Annotated in this window: 14 protein-coding genes; 10 read left to right on the forward strand and 4 right to left on the reverse strand. The window is 63.2% G+C overall.

Annotated elements, in window-relative coordinates; genetic code table 11:
* Positions 1 to 368: 368 nt before the first annotated feature.
* The 9 genes from H5V43_RS00850 to H5V43_RS23525 all read left to right on the forward strand — a co-directional run bounded on the left by H5V43_RS00850 (position 369) and on the right by H5V43_RS23525 (position 12,558).
* Positions 369 to 2,729: a TonB-dependent receptor gene (locus tag H5V43_RS00850; protein ID WP_025547202.1), complete on the forward strand. Its 2,361-nt coding sequence runs from the start codon at positions 369 to 371 to the stop codon at positions 2,727 to 2,729.
* Complete coding sequence (locus tag H5V43_RS00855) at positions 2,726 to 4,474, forward strand: spinster family MFS transporter (RefSeq protein WP_193666724.1); 1,749 nt, start codon at positions 2,726 to 2,728, stop codon at positions 4,472 to 4,474. Before H5V43_RS00850 ends, H5V43_RS00855 begins: the two co-directional genes overlap by 4 nt.
* On the forward strand, positions 4,471 to 5,997 hold the full coding sequence (locus H5V43_RS00860) for a class I adenylate-forming enzyme family protein (RefSeq protein ID WP_025547205.1): 1,527 nt from the start codon (positions 4,471 to 4,473) through the stop codon (positions 5,995 to 5,997). Before H5V43_RS00855 ends, H5V43_RS00860 begins: the two co-directional genes overlap by 4 nt.
* A 30-nt stretch (positions 5,998 to 6,027) precedes the next feature.
* On the forward strand, positions 6,028 to 6,816 hold the full coding sequence (locus H5V43_RS00865; RefSeq protein ID WP_025547207.1) for an SDR family NAD(P)-dependent oxidoreductase: 789 nt from the start codon (positions 6,028 to 6,030) through the stop codon (positions 6,814 to 6,816).
* A gap of 156 nt (positions 6,817 to 6,972) precedes the next feature.
* Positions 6,973 to 7,881: a TIGR03620 family F420-dependent LLM class oxidoreductase gene (locus tag H5V43_RS00870; protein WP_025547208.1), complete on the forward strand. Its 909-nt coding sequence runs from the start codon at positions 6,973 to 6,975 to the stop codon at positions 7,879 to 7,881.
* A gap of 133 nt (positions 7,882 to 8,014) precedes the next feature.
* Complete coding sequence (locus H5V43_RS00875; protein ID WP_025547209.1) at positions 8,015 to 9,622, forward strand: long-chain fatty acid--CoA ligase; 1,608 nt, start codon at positions 8,015 to 8,017, stop codon at positions 9,620 to 9,622.
* 1,009 nt (positions 9,623 to 10,631) lie between these two features.
* Positions 10,632 to 11,498 (forward strand): hypothetical protein, encoded by an 867-nt coding sequence (locus H5V43_RS00880; RefSeq protein WP_128830685.1) that lies wholly within the window; start codon positions 10,632 to 10,634, stop codon positions 11,496 to 11,498.
* Positions 11,495 to 12,325, forward strand: a complete 831-nt coding sequence (locus tag H5V43_RS00885) for a transferrin-binding protein-like solute binding protein (RefSeq protein ID WP_025547211.1) — start codon at positions 11,495 to 11,497, stop codon at positions 12,323 to 12,325. The genes H5V43_RS00880 and H5V43_RS00885 overlap by 4 nt, the downstream gene beginning before the upstream one ends.
* Positions 12,322 to 12,558 carry a hypothetical protein gene (locus H5V43_RS23525; RefSeq protein ID WP_025547213.1) on the forward strand — a complete coding sequence of 79 codons (237 nt, stop codon included), beginning with the start codon at positions 12,322 to 12,324 and terminating at the stop codon, positions 12,556 to 12,558. The genes H5V43_RS00885 and H5V43_RS23525 overlap by 4 nt, the downstream gene beginning before the upstream one ends.
* A gap of 311 nt (positions 12,559 to 12,869) precedes the next feature.
* Here H5V43_RS23525 and H5V43_RS23530 read toward each other — a convergent pair whose 3' ends face one another.
* On the reverse strand, positions 12,870 to 13,055 hold the full coding sequence (locus H5V43_RS23530; protein ID WP_244968641.1) for a hypothetical protein: 186 nt from the start codon (positions 13,053 to 13,055) through the stop codon (positions 12,870 to 12,872).
* 78 nt (positions 13,056 to 13,133) lie between these two features.
* On the opposite strand from H5V43_RS23530, the gene H5V43_RS23535 reads away from it, so the two are divergent.
* On the forward strand, positions 13,134 to 13,631 hold the full coding sequence (locus H5V43_RS23535; protein WP_244968642.1) for a surface lipoprotein assembly modifier: 498 nt from the start codon (positions 13,134 to 13,136) through the stop codon (positions 13,629 to 13,631).
* 173 nt (positions 13,632 to 13,804) lie between these two features.
* On the opposite strand, the gene H5V43_RS00895 is transcribed toward H5V43_RS23535, so the two are convergent.
* From H5V43_RS00895 to H5V43_RS00905, 3 genes are read right to left on the reverse strand one after another with little or no spacing between them, the layout of a single operon-like run.
* Positions 13,805 to 15,439, reverse strand: a complete 1,635-nt coding sequence (locus H5V43_RS00895; protein WP_025547217.1) for a saccharopine dehydrogenase family protein — start codon at positions 15,437 to 15,439, stop codon at positions 13,805 to 13,807.
* The gene (locus H5V43_RS00900; RefSeq protein WP_025547219.1) at positions 15,436 to 15,852 is read right to left on the reverse strand and encodes a thiol-disulfide oxidoreductase DCC family protein; all 417 of its coding nucleotides are present in this window, start codon (positions 15,850 to 15,852) and stop codon (positions 15,436 to 15,438) included. Before H5V43_RS00900 ends, H5V43_RS00895 begins: the two co-directional genes overlap by 4 nt.
* Entirely contained in the window at positions 15,849 to 17,081 is a 1,233-nt protein-coding gene (locus H5V43_RS00905; protein WP_025547221.1) for an FAD-dependent oxidoreductase, read from the reverse strand. The genes H5V43_RS00900 and H5V43_RS00905 overlap by 4 nt, the downstream gene beginning before the upstream one ends.
* Positions 17,082 to 17,109 lie beyond the last annotated feature (28 nt).

The following is a 17,109-nucleotide window of genomic DNA, read 5'->3' on the forward strand; positions in this document are numbered from 1 at the left end:
ATAATGAAGAGGTCGATTGCGCATAAAGCCCGAAAGATGTCGGGAAGTTCAGATCGGCCTCCAGGACCAGGACGGGAGAGATGGACGATAGCTGTGGAAAATCCATGCCATGGATATTCGTGAAGCAGAGAAATCTCTCTTCGTCGAAGATCGTTGAATAGCGCGACCTCAAAATATCCTGAAATCGCGGTGCGCGATGACGGAAGGGGCGTGTTCTGTACCTATATTAAATTTGTTCTGCCCGTGGCCGGGAGGACGTTTGTCCGGATCGGCCTGAATGGCGATCCGTTTCGAAACGGACCCGAGCCACAGCATCGAAAAGCGCGCGACGGCGACGAGACCGGCGCATCATAAGGAGGGGAAAGAGGATGATCGCAATGGGAAAATGGCATATCGCGGCGGCCAAGGCACTGGCGGGGGTTTCCGCCGTGGCGTTGGCGGCCGGGGCGGTGCAGGCGCAGGAAGCTCCCCAGGCGGCGGGCGCGGACCAGGCCGCGGGCGGCGGCTCATCGGTTGGCGACATTGTCGTGACGGCGCGCAAGCGTTCCGAAAGCCTTCGCGACGTTCCCGTGGCGATCACCGCCTTGAGCGGCGAGACTTTGCAGCGGCAGAATATCACGCAGATGATCGACATCGGCAAGATCACGCCCAGCTTCAACTACACCTATGGCGCCGCGAACAGCGTGGCGGTCATCCGCGGGTTCGGGTCGGGCGGCAATGCGGGTTTCGAACAAGCCGTCGGTAAATTCGTCGACAACGTCTCCTACGGCCGCGACCAGGAAGCCCGCATTCCGATCTTCGATGTCGAGCGGGTGGAAGTGCTGAAGGGGCCGCAGGTGCTGACGTTCGGCAACAGCGCCACGGCCGGCGCGCTCAATATCTCGACCAAGAAGCCCGGCGACGAATTCGAGGCTGACGGTTCGATCGGCTACGAATTTTATGGCCGCGAATTTCAGGCGCAGACCGGCGTCACCGTTCCGCTCAGCGAGGGCATGAGTCTGCGCGTGGCGGGGCTTTTCCAGAATCTGGACCGGGGACGATATGACAATCCGGTCAAGGGCGAACGCGAACCCGAAACGCGCAACTATGCGATACGTCCGTCGCTGCGGCTGCAGCCGGTCGACGGGCTGGACATCGTGCTGCGCGCCGAGCTTGACCGGATCAAGGACCGCGGCAACACGCTGGTGCCGACCAACCAGCCGCTGGTGGGCAATACCTCGCTCTATCCCGTGGTGGGCGACAAGGACACGCGCTACGTCAACACCAATGTCGCGCCGTTCTTCACCGACGAATTGGCGGAGCTGGAAGCGCAACTTTATCAGGCCGACATCAATTACGACATTGCGGGCGGGACGCTGACCTCGACCACGGCATGGCGGAAGAGCGACGGCGTCGTGATATACGGCACCGACGGCATCAACCACAGTCCCGCATTCGTGAACGGGCAATGGACCCACTATAAGCAGTTCAGCCAGGAACTGCGCTTTGGCGGCACTTTCGGCAAGCTGGACGCCACCGTCGGCGGCTATTATCAGCGCGACACCCTGGCGATCGACGCGAACCAGGAACTGAATCTGGGCGCCCTGGGGCTTACCGGAACCGCGGCGACGCCTTTCTCGCGGAACTTCACCTTCGATCAGAAGAACCGGGTCTTTTCGGCTTTCGTGGATCTCACCTACCATCTGACCGATCAGTTGAGCCTGTCCGGCGGCGTCCGCTATTCCGACACGCGGAAAAAGGCCGGGCAGAGCATGTTCGCGGCGCGCATCATTCCGAACATCGATCTTGACACCTCGCGCGCCGCGCTGCTGGCCGCGCGCGACCCCTCGCTGGACGGAGTCCTTGCGGCGGTGCTCGGCGGAATCCAGCACGCCTTCCCCATGGGCACCTTCCATCTGGTCGACCGCCAGTGGCAGCCGCAGGCGATCGTGCAGTATAAATTCTCCCCCAATAACATGGCCTATGTGAAATATGTGAAGGGGGCCAAGGTCGGCGGTTTCGACTATACCTATACCACCAGCCCGGCCAATGACGGGTTCGGGTCCGAAAAGGCATGGATGGTCGAGGCCGGGATAAAGGGACTTCTGCTCGACAACCGCCTCGATTATTCGATCGCGGTGTTCCGCGAGGAATTTAACGGCCTGCAGCAATCGGTGCGGCAGGGCTTCAACCTGGTCGTGTCGAACATCGGCAAGGCGCGGTCGCAGGGCGTCGAGCTGGACCTCAATTATCAGGTTACCGACAATTTGCGGCTGGGCTTCAACGGCGCCTATCTGGACGCCAAATATATTTCCTTCGTGGGGGCAGCCTGCAACACGCTGCAAAATGCGCGGCTGGCGCCCGGCTGTGTCGGCGGCGCGCAGGATCTTTCCGGGACGCCGACGCCCTATTCGTCCAAATGGACGGGCTCCTTCAATGTCGAATATGTGCAGCCGGTCGGGAACGGCAATCAGATCGCGGCCGGCGCGTCCGTCTTTGCGCGCACCAAATATAATGCGGGATCGTTCAACGATCCGCGCATGGTGCAGAACGGTTATGCCCAACTGGACGCGCATATCGATTTCGGGCCGGAGGATGGCCGCTGGGCGATGTCGCTGTTCGGCCGGAATCTGACTGACAAGCGGCTGCTGGAAGTCGACTATACGGGCGTGGGGTCTTCGACATCGACGTTCGGCTCCTATTCGCGCGGCCGGCAGATCGGCCTGAAGCTGCGATATAATATCCAGTGACGTTCAAGGGTAGCCGGCTTGCCGTCGTGCAGCCGGTCGCCCTTCAGCGACGTTATGAGCGGGCGGGTGAAGGAGGAACGGGTTTGGAAGCCAGCAGCGCATCGCTTGCACCGGACAACAGGGTCATGGGCGGAGCCGCGGCGGAACGGAATGCGGTCGACGGTCCCTATGCCCGTTATGTTCTGATGGTGCTTGTCGGAGTCTATACCCTGACCTGGATGGACCGCACCATCCTCTCGATCCTGGCCGAAGACATCAAGGCGCATTTCGGGCTCAGCGACGCGGAGCTTGGTTTCCTGCACGGAACCGCTTTCGGCGTCTTCTATGCCCTGTTCGGTTTTCCGTTCGGCCGTCTGGCGGACCGGTGGAAGCGGGTGCGCTTATTGTCCATCTGCATCTCGATCTGGTCGATGATGACGGTGTTTTGCGGATTGGCCGGCAGCGTCGGCCAGTTGGTCGCCGCCCGCATCGGCGTCGGCATTGGAGAGGCGTCCGCCGTTCCTTCCGCCTATTCGCTTTTATCCGACTGGTTCTCTCGCGGGCGGCGCGGGACGGCGCTGGGCATCTTCAGCACCGGCTTCTATCTCGGTCAGGGCCTGGCGTTCGCGATCGGGGGGCTGGTCGTGGCTTCGTGGCTCTCGTCCTTCGGGGAGGCCGGACCCTTCGGCCTGCGGGGATGGCAGGCGGCCTTCATGGTCGTCGGTCTCCCGGGCCTGCTGATCGCGATCCTCGTCTCGACCCTGCGCGAACCGAGGAGGGGGTTGTCCGACGGCACTTATCCTCCGGCGGAAAAGGACATCTGGCTGCGCCTGTTCGACGATATTGCCAGCGTCATTCCTCCTTTCACCTTTTACCAGGCTGCCCGCACCGGTCCGAAAGTCCTTGCGGTCAACATCGCGGCGGCCCTGATCGTGGCGTCGGCGGCATGGGGGCTGATCGCCGCTTCGGGCGACAGGATGCAATGGATCGCGATCGCCATCGGATGGTATGCCGCCTTCACCGCCGCCCAGATGCTGCGGGCGCGCGATCCCGCGACCTTTGCGCTGACGTGGAAGGCGCCGGCCTTTCTCTACACGACGATCGGCTTCGGCTTCTCCTCCATGCTGGTGCTGAACATGGGCTTCTGGACGGCTCCTCTGGCTTTGCGTTCGCTGCCGGTCGACAAGGCGACGGTGGGCATGGTTCTGGGCGCTTCGGCGGCCATTTGCGGCATGGCGGGCGTCTTCGTCGGCGGCCGCCTGTCGGACATCATGTTGCGTCGGCACGCGGCGGGGCGAATCCATGTCGGCATCGCGTCCACGGTGATCCCGGTTCCCTTCGTGATCGGCATGTGCCTGACGCACAATCCCTGGATCTTCTTCCTTCTGAACCTTCCCGTCATATTCGTCGGCATCATGTGGATGGCGGCCGGCGCCGCCACCATTCAGGAAATCGTCATGCCGCGCATGCGCGGAACGGCGTCGGTCACCTATATCCTTGTCAGCACGCTCGTGGGTTCGGCCTTGGGCCCCTATCTGGTCGGCAAGGTTTCCGCCGCGCAGGGCAGTCTGGCCACCGGGCTGATGGCGGGCCTGCTGGCGGTGCCGATCGCGGTGGCCGCCCTGTGGATGGCGGCCCGGCACGTCCAGTCGGCGGAGGCGACGAAGGTCGAGCGGGCGCGGGCAGCGGGCGAAGCGGTCGAGCAGGAGCCCGTCGGCGTCCCCGCCCATGCAGAGCATCGGCAATTCGAAAGGCAGCTATCGTGATCAATCTGGCAAGCGACCATCTTCGCAGGGCGGCCCAATCCTTTCCGCAGGGGGTGGCGATCGTCGACGGCGATCGCGAAATCCTCTGGTCGGATTTCGATCGGGCCGTGGAGCGTCTGGCGCGGCGGCTCACCACCGCCGGACTCGCGCCGGGGCAGAGCGTGCTCATCATGAGCGGCAATTGCGCGGAGTTCCTGATACTCAGCTTCGCCGTGTGGCGCGCGGGCGGCGTGATGGCGGTCGTCCACGCTTCTACGGGGCCCAATGAGCTCGACTATGCGCTGACCAATGCCGAGCCGCATTTCCTGTTTGCGGAAGGGGAGAGCCAGACCGCTGCGGCGGCCGCCGTCAGCAGGACAGGCTCGCGCACGGAAATCTTCGATCTTGTCTGCAACGCGGAACTCATCCCCCACATCGCGCCGTTCGCCGGGGATTTGCCGCAGGTCGATTGCGACGCGGTCGGCGTCATCGGCTATACCTCCGGGACGACGGGCGTGCCCAAGCCGGTTGCGCATTCGCACCGCTCGATCGCGGAGGGAACGGATGGTGTGGCGGACATCTGGCGGATCGACGCTGCCGACACGATCCTGGTCGCCGTGCCGCTTTCCTGGATGATGGGGCTTGTCATCCTCTCGCTGACCGCCACCACCCGCGCCGCCAGAATCCATCTGATGCGCGAATTTTCCCCGGATGGCGTGCTGGACGCGATGCTGGGACATGGCATCACCTTCTTCGCGGGGTCGACCAGCATGTATGTGAAGATCGCCAATGCCTGGCATCGGCGCGACGCGGTGCCGGACTTCCATCTGCGCTGCTGCATTTCCGGCGGAGAGGCGCGCAACGAAGCCGTTTTCGAGGATTGGCGCCGCATCACCGGAACGCCCGTGCTGGATGCCTATGCGGCGTTCGAATGCTGGCCCCTTGTCATGAACGACCCGGCGGGCGTTCCCCCGCCGACCGGATCGGCCGGGAAGATCGCGCCGGGCGCGCGGATGCGCTTCCTCGGGCCGGACGGGCGGGAAGTCGCGCCGGGCGAAGTGGGCGAGGCGCAGGGGCGCGGGCCGGCGATGATGATGGGCTATTGGAAGGAGCCCGACCTCACCGGAAAGGCGATCACGCCGGACGGCTGGTATCGCACGGGCGATTATGCCCGCATCGACGAGCATGGCTATGTCTATGTCCTGGGCCGCGCCAGCGACCTCATCAACCGGGACGGAAGGCCGATCTACGCGGCCGAGGTCGAGCAGGTCTTGAGTGAACTGGATTATGTGGCGCAGGCGGCCGTGGTCGGCCTTCCCGACGCGGATCACGGCCAGATGGTGGCGGCGGCCATCGTGCCGATGCCGGGCGCCGCGCCCAGCGAAGCGGCGATCCAGGAGCATTGCGCGGCCCGGCTGGCGGCGGTCAAGGTGCCCGGCATGATCCGGATAGTCGAGGCGCTGCCGCATAACATGTCGGGCAAGGTTTTGCGGCGGGAGGTGATTCCGATGCTGTTGCGCATGCGCGAAGCCGAGGACGCATGAAGACGATCAACGTCCAAATGGGATGGAAATATGAGCTCTGATCTTTCGACCAAATCCATCATCGTCACCGGTTCCGGGCGCGGCATCGGCCGGGCGATGGCGCGGGCGCTGGCCGCCGACGGCGCGCAATTGACGATTGCGGACATCGATCATGCCGCCGCGTCCGCCGTCGCCGCCGAGATTGAGGAAGCTGGCGGCCGGGCGATCGCCGTGAAGGTGGACGTGACCGACCGGGCGAGCGTGCGCGCCATGATTGCGCAGGCCATTGCCCAATTCGGCAGGCTCGACGTCATGTTCAACAATGCCGGCACCGCTCAGGGAAAGCCCTTCCTCTCGATCACCGAGGAGGATTGGCACAGGATGATGACGGTGAACGGCCTGAGCGTGCTGATATGCATGCAGGAGGTCGCGGCCCGGATGATCGAGCAGGGACAGGGCGGAAAGATCGTCAACACGGGGTCGATCGCCTCGAAACAATGTCACGAACCTCTGGTCCATTATGGCGCCAGCAAATTCGCCGTGGCCGCCTTGACCCAGGGCGGGGCGCGCGCGTTCGGACAGCATGGGATCACCGTCAACGCCATCGGCCCCGGTGTCGTGAAGACGGACCTTTGGGATAGCATAGAGGGGGATTTCCGCGCCGAGGGGCTAACCCGGGAGCGTGACGAGGCGATGGACAATCTCATTCCCCAGATCACGCTGGGCCGCGCGTCGGTTCCCGAAGATCTGGCCGGAGTGGCGCGGTTCCTCGCCTCTTCCGGCTCCGACTATATGACCGGGCAATGCCTGATGGTCGACGGCGGTTTCGTCTTTCTGTGAGGCAGGCTGGCCCGTTGCGGGGCCGCACAGGGACGAACAAGCCGGATTTCGGGAGGCGGCCCGCGCCCTGTCGCGCGGGGCTTTGCCGGGCCGACGGCTGGGGGGGAAGCGCTTTCCCGGCGCGATGAGATACAGCTTTAGCAAGGAGAACTGATTATGGCGGAATCCACCTTTGCCTCCCGCATGGGGCCGCTCGGTGTCTTTGCCTTCACGGATTTGATGCCCGCCGCCGAAGCGGCGAAATTCGCGCAGCGCGTTGAAAATTGGGGCTATCGAACACTCTGGGTGCCGGACGTGTCCGCCGGGCGCGACAGCCTGGTCCATTCCTCCTGGATGCTGGCGAACACGCGGGAACTGAACATGGTGACCGGCATCGTCAACATCTACGGCCGCGATCATGTCTCGATGAGGGGCGCCCAGATCGCCCTGGCCGAACAATCCGGCAACCGCTTCCTCCTTGGCCTTGGCGTCTCGCATCCCGAACTGGTGGAGGAATTGCGCGGCGAGACCTACAGCAGGAAGCCGGTCGCCACGATGAAGGCCTATCTGGAAGCCATGGAACGCTTCAGAATGGATTCGACCGTCTTGCCCAGCGAACGGCCGCTGACCGTCCTGGCGGCGCTTGGCCCCAAGATGATCGAGCTTTCGGCGTCCCATGCCGACGGCGCCTACACCAATAATTCGCCGCCCGCCCATACCGCCATGGCCCGCGCCATATTGGGACCGGACAAGCTGCTGTGCGTCAACCTTCTGGTTTCGCTGGAAAGCGATCCCGATGAAGCGCGCGCCACCGGGCGCCGGGCTTTGGCCTGGAACCTAACCTTTCCCAATTATCGCAACAATTGGAAGCGGCTGGGCTTTGACGATGATGATTTCACGGACGGCGGATCGGACCGGCTGATCGACGCGATCGTCGCCTGGGGCGATGAACGGACCATCCGCGCCCGGATTCAGGAACATTGGGACGCTGGCGCGGACCATGTCTGCATCTTCGGCCTGAACCCGGCGGGCGCCTATGAAAATCCGGAAGAGGCGCCTTTGGCGCTGCTCGCGCCGGCAAGATAGGCGGAGGACCGCAGGCGACCTTACGCCCGCGGCAAAAGCGCGCGCCAACCATGGAGAATAACGTGCCGCCATTGCGTGAACGCCGGCAGGAGCAGCATCGCCGGTCCAAAAACAAGCCAGGGGAGGGGAAGGCATGATCGAAGGCCTCATGCAGCGGACTCCCCTGATGATCGGGGACATATTACGCCATTGCGCCACCGCGCACGGCGACCGGGAGATCGTCTCGCGTCTCGTCGGGGAACCGGCCTGGCGCTATGACAATCGCGGACTGCGCCGCCGCGCGGGCCAGGCTGTGCTGGCGCTGGCGCGGCGCGGCATCCAGCCCGGCGACCGGGTCGCCTCGCTGGCTTGGAACACCCATCGGCATCTTGAGCTGTTCTACGCGGTTCCCGGCATGGGCGCCGTTCTGCACACGGTAAACCCGCGCTTCTCCGACGATCAGATCGTCTACACGATCAACCATGCGGGCAGCCGCCTTCTTTTCGTCGACAGGAGCTTCCTGCCGCTGATCCACAGGCTGCGCGACCGGATTCCGGCGGTGGAGGCGGTCATATTGCTCGCCAGCGCCCCGGATGAGGGGTTTGAGAGCTATGAGGAACTGATCGCGGGCGAAGCGGACGGCTATGATTGGCCGAGCTTCGACGAGAACAGCGCCGCCGTCCTATGCTATACGTCAGGGACCACCGGGGATCCGAAGGGCGTTCTCTACAGCCATCGGTCAATCGTGCTCCATGCGCTCGCCAACGGCCTTCCGGGCGCGCTTGGCCTTTCGGCCTTCGACTGCATCATGCCATGCGTGCCGATGTACCATGCGACGGCATGGGGCATGCCCTATATGGCGGCGATCAACGGCTGCAAGCTTGCCTTGCCCTGCGACCGCATGGATGGGGAGAGCCTCCATTCCCTCATCAGGGACGAAGGCGTGACCTTCTCCGGCGGGGTGCCGACGGTCTGGACCATGTATCTGGACCATCTGGCGCGCACCGGCGAGGATAGCGGCACCCTGGACCGCATCATGATCGGCGGCTCCGCGGTTCCGCGCGCCATGGCGGAGACGTTCGAGCGTCGCCATGGCGTCAAGGTCCGCCAGGTATGGGGCATGACCGAACTGAGCCCGCTGGGCGTCATATCGACTCCGACTCCGCAGATCACGCATCTGGGTCAGGAAGCGGAAGAAGAGATACTCTGGACCCGCCAGGGCCGCGTGCAGTTCGGCGTCGAACTGCGCATCGTCGGAGAGGATGGGGCGGCGCTGCCGCATGACGGCGCCACGCCTGGTGGGTTGCAGGCGAGAGGGCCGTGGACCGTGCAGCGCTATTTCCGAAGCGAGAAGGACGCCACATCCGACGACCGCTGGTTCGACACCGGGGACATCGCCACGATCGATGAGCATGGCTTCCTGCGGATCACCGACCGCAGCAAGGATGTGATCAAATCGGGCGGCGAGTGGATCAGTTCGATCGACATAGAGAATGTCGCGGCCGCCTGTGCCGGGGTGAAGGTCGCCGCGGTCATCGGCGTCCGTCATCCCCAATGGGAGGAGCGTCCGATCCTCATCATAGAGGGACATGACGGCGCGCAACTTCAGCAGCAGGTCATCCTGGATCATCTGGCGTCGCAAATCGCCAAATGGTGGATGCCCGACAAGGTCATATTCGCTCCCGTCCCCCTGACGGCAACGGGAAAGATCGACAAGAAACGGCTGAGGGAAAGATTTGCCGACGAGCTGTCGCGGATATGAGCGATGTTTCGCGTGATAAGGATGGGTCAGTAGGGGCCGTGCGCGCCCGGCAGGTGAAGGTGGCAACCCCCGCCTGCTACGATGGATCAGCGCCCGGATCTCGGATTGCGGTAGCGCCAAGATGGTGCGCTGATCAGTAAGAAGGCCGGAGCTTGCATCTAGGACGGCTTGTTCGAGCTCTGGCGCCGGGAGCCGAAGCGCAGGAATTTTGGCCACTGCATCCTCTGCGGGCAGTGTCATGCTAGACACATGATAGCGGCAGCGCCGCTGCTGCTTGACCGCGTGGCTGGGCGATATCGGCCGGTCAGCATGATCCTGAATCATGCTGGTTAGGAGGCTGCTATGCGGACTATTGCCAAGATCACGCTTCGTTCCGATGCCAGCCTGCCGCTTCGCCTGCACCGCATCTCATAGATCTGCCGATATAGATGGGGTTGGAGAGGACATGGTAGAGCGGTCCCCGGACAAAGGGCTATCAGCGGCAGCTGAATGCCGGCGCCGAGAAACCACATAACTTGCCGGCCGCATGGAAAAGCGCCGCGCAAAATCATCCATCGTTATTTCGGTGCCCCCGCCTTCCTCGCTCATCTTCTGGATGATTGTCCAGTCATCTGGTGGGCGCCAGAGGGGTTTGTCGTTTTCTGGCGTAAAACCGGGGAAAGACGCATTGGTCTCAGATAATGTTCGACATAATGTTCCTGCTTTGCGAATCCGCGAAAACGAACATGAACGGCCATCTTTTCGACGGCCCTACGGCATCGTCCATTCTTATCCCATAAACTGCTGTTTGCACCGGGGTTGTCTGTAAACTATTGACCGGTCGGATAGCTGGAGCATGATTTGGCTAGTCCCGAGATGCACAACTGTGAGCTCCGCGTCCCTCAAGCATCACCCGACTATGCGCAGAAATCCAGTAATCGCCATTTGGGGCCTTTTCCTCCGCGAGTAGGCGTTAAACTATTGACGTTGTTATATGATTGTTTAACGCATGCCCGGAATAGGGGGTATCATGCGAAACAAAATCACGGCCGTAACGCTATTTTTGCTGCTCGGCGGGTGTGGAGGCGGCGGGGTTGGCAATATGCCTGCGCCCCCTCCGTCTACCAACAATATGATCACGGACCTGAAAGTCAGCCAGGCTTTCCAGAATGATGCTGCGGGTATGAAGCTTGGACTCGACCTCGCCACCAGTACGGAAATCAGCCGGCAAATCCGTCCAAACAGTCTCACAGTGAATTATGACGCTGGTACCAAAAGCTATAGCGTGAGTGCTGATGGGTGGAGCCAACGCTTCGCACCCGAAAACATCCAGTCCAATGCCAACGGTGAGACTATCTATCAGAAGACCGGCGGTACGGATCGCAGCTATCTGACGATAGCCACGACGCCTTATACCAACAGCAAGTCGAACCAATATGTCGGCTTGGCATTCTGGCAGGAAAATGCCGTGTCCGGGACGCGCCAGGACATGGATTTCTATATCTTCACCTATGGTTTGCCCACTTCTGCCGCGACCGTGCCGCGAAGCGGCGTGGCGGGTTTCAGGACCGATACATTCGGCGCGGTTTCGACGCCCGGACAGGAGCCACGCTCTTTTCAGGGCCAAGGCGACTTCAGCGTCGATTTTGCTGCGGGCGTGTTCGCAACCCACAGCTATCTCAACGAGACGACTCTCGTAACGGACCAGGGTGTGTCCGGCGGTGGAATCGAGTTCACCGGGGCGGGACATCTCTCGTCGAGCAGCGGAACCTTTTCGGGCAATGCGCTAATGAGGGCTGGTTTGGATCGGCCGCCGGTCCTCTCGCCGGGCGCTTCTATGGCCCCAATGGAGAGGAACTGGGTGGCGCCTTTTCGGGGGCGAACGGGAACGGTATGACCGTCGCGGGGGGCTTCACCGGCCAGCGCGACGCAACCGTCCAGGCTCAGAATTTGACGCTGATCAATCTTACCAGTTCGCAACATTTCTATGTCCAGTATCTCAACAACCTTGTTGGCGGGCTAAACCAGCAGAATGCCGAGACTCTCAGCTTTGGACCGCCCACCTCCGATCTGTATGGCGGGCAGTTCACCATCAATGACAAGGTGGCGGGCAGCGATCTCAATTTCATGGAATATCGCAAGACGTTCAGCAGCAGCTATGATACGCAGGACGTGACCCTGAAGCTCTACAAGCCAGGCGGCGGCAACAGCGAACTGGCACTCACCTATGCGAGCTTCGTTCATTATTCGACCACTGTGCCGTTTGGCACAGGACGGCAGCGCGTTGATCAATATGGCGCCTATGGGCTGGGGACGCCGTCGGGATTGCTCGCGGGCAAGACCGGCACGGGCAGCTATCGCGGCATCCTCTATGGGACCGGTCGACAATATCCGTCCAACATCTTCTACGACGTGAAGGGGACTTCCCAATTTGCCGTCGACTTTGGCGCACAGAGCTACACCGGCGCGCTCGCGATGAAGGGCACCCCCTCGGACGGGAGCGGGGTGATCGACTTCGGCAGCTATGACGTGGCAGGACGGCTGACCAACACAGGCGTCACGGGCGTGTTGACACGCGCGGGTGTCGAGACGGGCCAGTTCGCCCCTCGCTTTTATGGCCCCGATGGCGAGGAAATCGTTGCGCCCTTCTCGGTGACGGCGCCCACCGGCGCGGCAGGCGCCGGGATCACGATCCAGGGTGTTGCGGCTGCGAAGCGGCAGTGATCCGACATTTTGGGCTGGCGCTCGCGCTGGCGGTCGCTGCTCCGGCGGTGTCCGCGCGGGCGCAGACGCATATCGACCATCTTTCCGCCGTCGATCTATTCGGCTTGGCTGATCGTGCGCGAGCCGCAGGCCAGATCGACGACGCGGCAACCTTTTACGACGCGCTCGCCAGAGACCCGGATATGCAGGTTCGCGCGGGAGGCGCGGTTTCGCAAGGGGATGATGTTCGCTGACGCCGAGCGTTGGCAGGACGCGGCCATTGCATTCCGCGCTCTGCTCGACGAGCAACCCAACGCGCCCCGCGTCCGGTTGGAGCTTGCACGCGCTCTGGCGGCAATCGGCGATGATGGGGGCGCCCGGAGACAGATACGCCAGGCCCAGGCCGCGGGGCTGCCGCCTGAAGTGGCCGTAACTGTCGGCCGATTCGATCGCGCGCTGCGTTCGCGCAAGCCATGGGGCGGCACATTTGAACTCGCGTTGGCTCCCGATTCCAATATCAATCGAGCAACTCAGGCGCGTGTACTCGATACGATCATCGCGCCCCTCACACTTTCCGAGGATGCGCGCGCGCAATCCGGGCATGGCGTGCGTCTTGCTGGCCAAGCCACGTATCGGCCTCGCCAAGGATCTCGCGCTCGTGCCAAGGCTCGCCGGACTTGTGAATTTGTACCGCAATCATGAATTCAACGATGTGTCCGGGTCGGCTCTGATCGGGATCGAATGGTTGCATGGGCGCGATCGGTTGAGTGTTTAGGCAGGTCCGACCCGGCGCTGGTATGGGGGACAGCGCTATGCAGATACTGACGCCGTGACCATCGACTGGCTGCATGGACTGGGCCGGACCTCGCAGCTTGTCGCCACGGCGAGCGTGAGTGACGTCACCTATGCACGCAATAATTTGCAGGACGGAACCATCTACGATCTGGGCCTGTCGTTCGAGCGAGCCCTGTCGGCACGTGCGGGAGCCAGCGTAACATTCTCTGGAACGCGCCAAACTGCGCGTGATCCGGGCTATGCCACTGCGGCGGGCGGGTTGACGTTGACCGGCTGGCGGGAGGCTGGACATACTACTCTGTTTGTTTCGACTGGCATCAGGCGAACTGAGGCCGATGCCGCGCTATTCCTGTTTGGGGCACGTCGGCAAGAATGGCTGATGAGCGCCCGTACCGGCGCGACGTTCCGTGGCCTGGCCTATCGTGGTTTCGCGCCGTACGTCCGGCTCGCCTATGAACGCAATATCTCCACGACAGCCCTCTATGAATATCGCCGCGCCGCCACTGAAATCGGGATCACCCGAGCGTTCTAGAGGTTCGGTAGCTTGCACCGTAACTGATCGACAAAAGGTCCGCATTTAACCAGTTAAGGAGGTAGACTTTTGCGAAAGCAAAGGGTCGGCACCTGGGGAATGAAAATCGAAGACTGAGCGTCCGATAAGGATCGATGTTCCAAATTGCAGCCAGTGGTCGAAAGCGTGGTCTGCTATCGGATTGTCGCCGGTTCCAGCCATCCGCGATAATGGACCAGCCGCCCGATCAGGGGCAATGCGATGGGCACATCGAAATGGAAGCGCCCGCCTTCGGCCCATTCGCGGGCGGGCGAACGCGGGGCAAGCCATGTTGGCAGGGGCAGGGGACCGATCCACCAACGCCGCATGACCATGGTCAATCCCTGAGCGTCGCCGGGAAGATCGAAGGCGAAGCGGAACGGGCCGAAGCGTTCGACAAGCCAGCGGCCCCGTTGGCTGAGGTGGCTCTGAAAGCGTCGCCCTCCAAAATTGCGGGTCCAGCTTTCGCGGGCGTCGGCTTCATGGAAATGAACATGTAGGCGATGAGTACCGGCTTTGGGAAAGCCCACGATCCGCGCGATCAATGCCGCGGCCGGGTTCGACGCGCCGGTCACCGTGGCTTCGCCCGCTGCGCCGCCATCGCGAAACACATCATGAATGGCGCGCACCTCCGGTGGGAGCTGTCCGAAGCGATCACCCATGATGCGGTCATATAGGGGCGGCGGAGCAGGCAGTTCCGCCCTATCATGATGGATGGCCAGATTTCCGAAGGCATCGGCATAATCGCTCAGCGTCAGCGCCTCTGCGGCATCGCGGGCGCCTGCGGCTTCCTGTCCCGACAGGATGCGCGCTACGATGGGCACCACGGACAATGTCGGTATTTCCGGGCCATCGCCCCGGTCGGCGATCAGCGTCCATCGGCGCTCGACCTTTTGGCCAGCCACGTCACCGAACAGGTGCACGATCATGGCGGAGCGATCGCTCCCCAGCGACCGGGTCAGGGATTGGAGAGGGTGAAGGAAGCGCGCGAGCGGCGCGAGAGTCGCGACGAGCCGCCAACGCACCAGCCAGCTGGCTAGCCAGAGCGCCCAATTCTGGAACCGGAGTTCCGTACCCGCCCGGAAGGTGACGGCTGGGCGTCCCGCCAACCTTTCGGGCAGAAGGGCGAGGTCGGGCACATCGACAAGCGCGACCTTGCGACCTGTGATCGCCTCCGTTCCCGCGCATCGGAACTGGACGGAACGCATCTCCTGCCATCCGAAGGCTTTCGCCCAGTGCTGACCGCGCCAGATGCGCAGGGGCTGGCCGACCTGTCCTGCTATGGCGGCGGAAACCGCCGGACCTGCCGTCGCCTTGTTGGATGCGCTGATCGCCATCTCGACCGCGCGCACCCTGTCCATGCCTTGCGCCAGATGACGCACCGCCGCGCCCGACAGCGCCGGCACGCTCGAAGCGCCGGAGAGGAGGATGACGCCTGCGGCTCTGGCGGCATCGTCCAACGCCCCGATGCCGCACACGAAATCGCGGCTGTCGGCGATGTCGACATAGTGAACCCCGGCAGCAATGCAGGCTTTGGCGATGGCATGATCCATCGCCTGAAAGGGGCCTGAGGCATCCACCACCATGTCCGGCCTATGCTCCTCCAATGCGGTGGCGATCCGACTGCGATCCAGTCCCAGCGGCATCAGGCTGGGCGCATCCCCGCAAAAGGCGCGGGCCTTGTCGATGGACCGTCCAGCGACCAGCACCTCATGCCCTGCGGCGGCGAGACGCCGCGCGATGCGCCCGCCAAAGCCGCCATAGCCGCCAAGGAGCAAGATCCGGCTCACAGAATGCGGCGTGCCTGTTCCGTCGTCGGGACCCAGCAGGTCGATCGCTTCCCGAACAGCCGATAACGATGGCGCGCAATCCAGCGATAGACGGGATCGCGCAGCCAGCGCGGAACGATACGGAATGCCGCCAGCCCATCCCAGGGGCGGTCCAGACCCGCCCAAATGGCCAGCACCGCATCGCTGTCCCGCAAGGCGCGGCCATCTTCCACCACGATCAAGCTTTCCGGATTGGCCGGGTCGATCCCGAACCGGCGGTTGAGCGCGGCCCCAATGTCACCTTGCATGGACGCGAGCCGAAAGCGACCGGCGCGGTCATGGCGCAGCACGAAAGCGGCATTGGCCGAGCAGAGCACGCACATGGCGTCGAAGACGATGATGGGGCCGTCGCTATCGCTCGACGCATCGTTCATGCAGCCTCCGCCATGGGCATCCCAACCGTCCAATCGCCATCCAGCCCCAGTGGCGGCAGGGGATTGCCGACCAGCCCGCTGACCATCGCCGCCTGTATGGCGGTGGCCGGCCAGAGCTTGGACAAGGGGCCGACCACGCGGTCGCGGATCAACGGCAGCAGACGGCTGTCCGATTGATAGACCGGGGTGAACAGTGCGGTGAGCCATTGATAGGTCAGCACATGGCGACGGCGCAGTTCAATGGCGTGCCGAATCCCTTCATCGACACCATTCTTCTTTGCTAAACCCTGGGCCAGCGCCCAGGCGTCGAGCAACGCCATGTTGGCGCCCTGTCCCAGCTGAGGGCTGGCGGAGTGCCAGGCATCGCCGATATGGACCAGCGCCGGTCCCACTGGAGCCGCAAGGGTCCGATGGGCGTAGCGGGCGAAGGTCAGTTGGTCAGCATCATGAATCTGATCGAGCAGCGGCATGCAGTCGGGCCATAGCTTGGCAACCTGCGCCTTCCATGGCGCCAGCCCGGCCTCGCGCCAGTCGTCCAGCCGGTCCGCGCGGAGCGACCAGAAGAAAGCAGCCTTGGGCATCGTCGCGCCGGGCGGCGTTCCGATGGGCAGGACTCCCGCCATGATGCTGGCGCGCTCGTAACGCTGCGCGAGTGCGTGGGGATCGAATGCGGCGGTCTGCGGCCAGTCGAGGCTTGCCCACAGCGCGCCATAGGCCAGTTCCCGGCCCGTGGGCGGCGCCAGCGCTGTGCGCGTGCCCAGCGCATCGACGACGAGATCATAGGGGCCACTCGTCTCTCCATCGGCAAAATGTAGCGCGCGCTTCAGCCCGACCGGGGCGCTCCCCGTCAGCGTGCGGCCGGTATGGACGGCTATTCCCGCCTGCAGGACGGCTTCGTGCAGGATCGCGAACAGGCTGGCACGATGGATGCCAATGCCGAACATTTCCCGGTGGCGAAGGGCTGCATAATGGACGTCGAGGACGATCCGCCTGCCCGCCTTGCCGAAAAGGCGATCGACCCGCGCGCCCCGCGCCAGAGCCTCCTCCAGCAATCCCAATTGAAACAAGACCGCCATGCCCGTGGGCTGGAGCATCAAGCCGGACCCGATGGGTCGAGGCGTATCGAAGCGTTCGAACAGCGTTACATGATGTCCGGCACGATGAAGCAGCAGCGCCGCCGCCAGTCCGCACGGCCCGCAGCCCGCGATCGCAATGTCCAGCCCCCGCATGGTCGCTGTCTAGCTGAGGATACCGTCC

The sequence above is a fragment of the Sphingobium fuliginis genome, from assembly GCF_015074805.1.
Classification (GTDB): Bacteria; Pseudomonadota; Alphaproteobacteria; order Sphingomonadales; family Sphingomonadaceae; genus Sphingobium; species Sphingobium fuliginis.

What these genes read in the sequence shown, in the direction of transcription:
- H5V43_RS00850 (WP_025547202.1), top strand. Translation starts at nt 369, where the DNA reads ATGATCGCAATGGGAAAATGGCATATCGCGGCGGCCAAGGCACTGGCG.
- H5V43_RS00865 (WP_025547207.1), top strand. Translation starts at nt 6,028, where the DNA reads ATGAGCTCTGATCTTTCGACCAAATCCATCATCGTCACCGGTTCCGGG.
- H5V43_RS00870 (WP_025547208.1), top strand. Translation starts at nt 6,973, where the DNA reads ATGGCGGAATCCACCTTTGCCTCCCGCATGGGGCCGCTCGGTGTCTTT.
- H5V43_RS00875 (WP_025547209.1), top strand. Translation starts at nt 8,015, where the DNA reads ATGATCGAAGGCCTCATGCAGCGGACTCCCCTGATGATCGGGGACATA.
- H5V43_RS00880 (WP_128830685.1), top strand. Translation starts at nt 10,632, where the DNA reads ATGCGAAACAAAATCACGGCCGTAACGCTATTTTTGCTGCTCGGCGGG.
- H5V43_RS00885 (WP_025547211.1), top strand. Translation starts at nt 11,495, where the DNA reads ATGACCGTCGCGGGGGGCTTCACCGGCCAGCGCGACGCAACCGTCCAG.
- H5V43_RS23530 (WP_244968641.1), bottom strand. Translation starts at nt 13,055, where the DNA reads ATGCAACCATTCGATCCCGATCAGAGCCGACCCGGACACATCGTTGAA.
- H5V43_RS00900 (WP_025547219.1), bottom strand. Translation starts at nt 15,852, where the DNA reads ATGAACGATGCGTCGAGCGATAGCGACGGCCCCATCATCGTCTTCGAC.
- H5V43_RS00905 (WP_025547221.1), bottom strand. Translation starts at nt 17,081, where the DNA reads ATGCGGGGGCTGGACATTGCGATCGCGGGCTGCGGGCCGTGCGGACTG.